Source organism: Kitasatospora sp. NPDC048298 (assembly GCF_043201465.1).
Taxonomy (GTDB): Bacteria; Actinomycetota; Actinomycetes; order Streptomycetales; family Streptomycetaceae; genus Kitasatospora.
The window spans coordinates 1-3,168 of sequence record NZ_JBICYZ010000155.1 but is presented as its reverse complement, the minus strand read 5'-3'; the positions used below and the strand labels follow the sequence as shown (position 1 = coordinate 3,168).

Below are 3,168 nucleotides of genomic sequence, written 5' to 3'. Positions count from 1 at the left end.
CATCCTTACTTCGGGTAAGCGGTGTAGACGACGAACTTCTGAGGATGACCCCGAACGTACTTCAGGGTGATCACCACGTTGTTCCCAGTGGGTGTGTCGACCAGGGGCTTCTTCGGATCGTTGACGGGGTTCTTGGTGTACGTCGTGCCAAGGGAGCCTTCGTCCCTGAGCGCCTTTGAAGCCAAATCCGCGCACTTCGGTTGTTTCCTCGTGGGGTGGAAACGAATCTGGCCCCACCGCGCACGGTGGGGCCAGAGCCGGTACCTTCGTGGGCTGCTAGTCGATCATCTCGGGCCGGAGCCACAGGGAATGGAGTTCCCCGTCAATTCTTCCTGCGGTGATCGATTCGGCGAACGTCGTGAAGTCTTCGTCCCGGTCGGGAGTTTTGGCGATCCGCACCAGCCCGCTCCGGGGGTCGACGCTGGTCTTCCATTCGCCGATTCCGGCCAGGGGATATGCAACGCCCGACTCCAGCCGGAGCCCCTTGGGGATCTCCAGTCTTCCCGGTTCCGCAGCCGGTATTGCCAGATCCGCGGGCTGCCACGCCAGATTCGGGTGGTATCCCCAGACAAACAGAAGCTGTCGACTGGAGACGTCGACCTGGATTTGAAGCGTTCCGACCGCGATGCTGGTCGACCCTTCAGTTCCGAGTCGCTTGCCCAGCTCGTCCTCATCCGGCTGGCATCTGAAGCTGTACTCGGACTTCAAATAGAGGAGTCGTCCGCCCATCGGTGCACCGTGGACCCTGTCAACAATCATGCGTCAACCTCAGTTACTTCGACATGTAAAGGAAGTGGACCACGGTGTTCGTGTCGATCACGAGCTCCCAGTAGCCGGTCGATCCGTTCTTCGTACCGGGAACGGTCCACGAGACGTAGCCCGGTACGCCCTGGGGGTCCCACGCGGGGGAAGCTGCGGACATGATCTCCTGGATGAAGCGGGCATCGCCGCGGCCAGCGCGCACACTGCGGCCAGCGCGACCCGCTCGCCCACCGCCAGCGCCGCACCACCAAGGCACGGCCGCTCATCCTGGAGCTACCCACCCCCCCCCGCCCTCCGACGCTCCGAGAAAAACGGACCGCCCGAGGACGACCCCTGGTGGCAGGTGCGCCTCCTCCACGCAGAGCACTGGCCGAAGCACCGCAGAAGCGACGGAGAAACCCCCTACAGCATGACCCAGATTCCATATGGCCGGTCAATCCCAGAAAGGCACTGAAAGCACCAAGTCAACATTATGTGCATTCTTCGCCTGCTGTTCCGTGCGCAGAATAGCAGGCGAAGAACTTTCTCCGGGCCCCGCGATCCGCACGAAACCGCCACACACAAACTCGCCCGAGAAGGGACAGTCAAAACTTAGACCCGATTGGTTCACCTAGCCCGAAGCCTCCAAGGACCCGGCGCATTCCCTCATCGCCACGGAAACAGTCTGGCCCCGCCGTGCGAGCGGCGAAGCCAGACTCAAACTCAGACCCTTTCAGCGCCTACGGAGGCGCGTTCTTCTCGATGCCAGGTCAGGCGGCTACCTCAGCTGACTCCAGTGACGAAGTTCGGGGCCTACGCGAAGAGCGCCAGGTGTGCCAGGTGCGCCAGAGAAACACCGGCCAGGCAATAGCCGCCGCCAGGCCGCCAACGGCGAAGGCCGCTAGCAGCAGGTAGGAGGACCCGCCCCCTGTAGAGAAGACTCCGCCAGGGGCACCGGAGTCCAGTGCTGCGGCCGTCTCGTCGATCCGCAAAGAATCAGGTCCGTCGTAAAGGAGGATGTTCGTGCGCGTGGAAGTGCCATCCGCCGCCTTCCAGTTGCCGTACGAGTCACAGGACCCGTGGCTGCATGACTCTCGGGTGGCAGTGAACGTCCCGGTGACTCCGCTGCCGCTGTGTGCCTTCCAGGCTGGCACGAGATCAGGCGCGGCCTTGGCAATGCCGATGAAGGCTATGACGGGCAAGCCGATCCAGAGGAATATCGACATGCGCCAGTGGCGCTTTGCGGGGGCATCGTTCACGAGGGCGGAGCCTACGATATGGGCCTGGCTTCGTAAAATCCTTTCAGTCGTGTAGACCCCCATAAAGGCACATTTCACCCTTCGCACGGCCGGCCGCAGCCCCCGCGTAGGACTTCCCGGAGCCGGTGGCCATCTGCACTGTCACCCGCAGCCCGCTGGGGGCCGTGTGCCCCGGACGGGGCATCAGGCCCCGTACGATGGCCTCCAGGGCCTCCTCCTGATGCCCCCGCAGTGAAATGCCGGCGGTGGACTGAGCGGCCATCAGGCCCGGCTTTAAGACGTTCACGAAGACGTGTCTCCCCTTCACCCATCCCCGAGCCCACACCAGGGACCACACGGGAAATCCTGACAGTGCCCTGCCCCCGTGGTGCAGCACGACCAGGACCCCGACGACCGACCTGCCCGCCGCGACGACCGGCCCACCACGCAGCCGGCCCGGCCCCCGCTCGCCGACCACCACGCCTACCAGGAACTGCGCCACCGGATGCGCGAGGACGCCGCCGCCCGCCAGGCCGCACTCGACGAGGCCGCCACCGGACGGGAGGCGATCCTGCGTGAGCACTACAACCGGCTGCGCGAACCCGAGGGCGCCCACCGGCCCGCGATTGAGGACACCCCGGCCGCCGACACCGCCGCCCACCCCCGGCAGCAGCGCGAACGCCACCGCGCCGCCCTCGCCGTCGCCCGCGCCACCCGGGCCGGAGCGATCCCGCTACGTACCGCCCGCCCGGCCCCACCGCGGACCGGAGCGGCGTGAACCGCAGCTGGCCTCGCTCGTTCGGGGAAAGCCGGGATAACCGCGCGCCGGGCTTCGGGGACGTCGTCGGGTCACCTCCGCGCTGGCGGAGCGGACAGGCGCACCGGGCTGGGCGGTTAACGGCGGCCACCCCCGCATGGGCGGCCTCCCCGCCCGGAGCCAGTGGTCGAGCCGCTGACAGGGTCACCTCCGTGCTTGGGTGGCTTACCTCCGGCCGGGCTGGCGAAGGCGAACTTCGAGAGGGTCGCGTAGGGCGGCGCGGCGGCCACTTCGGCTGGACCCCAGGAGGCGCCGCAGGAAGCCGCTGGCCCCGATGCACGGCCAGGTGTGCGAGGTCGTGGCCGCCGAGAACGCCGGACCGGGCACGGCGCGGCCGGAGGGCCGGCGACACCGGGATCGACATTCCGCACA

3 protein-coding genes are annotated in these 3,168 nt (G+C 66.7%); 1 reads left to right on the top strand and 2 read right to left on the bottom strand.

What is annotated here, in order from left to right; translation table 11 throughout:
- Nucleotides 1–276 precede the first annotated feature (276 nt).
- Entirely contained in the window at nt 277–759 is a 483-nt protein-coding gene (locus ACGF0D_RS44090) for a hypothetical protein (protein ID WP_392926200.1), read from the bottom strand.
- Between the two features lie 13 nt (nt 760–772).
- A complete protein-coding gene (locus ACGF0D_RS44085; protein WP_392926198.1) occupies nt 773–922 on the bottom strand; it encodes a hypothetical protein in 150 nt (49 codons plus the stop codon).
- A gap of 1,442 nt (nt 923–2,364) precedes the next feature.
- Between ACGF0D_RS44085 and ACGF0D_RS44080 the strand changes: the two genes are divergently transcribed.
- A complete protein-coding gene (locus tag ACGF0D_RS44080; RefSeq protein ID WP_392926196.1) occupies nt 2,365–2,757 on the top strand; it encodes a hypothetical protein in 393 nt (130 codons plus the stop codon).
- Nucleotides 2,758–3,168 lie beyond the last annotated feature (411 nt).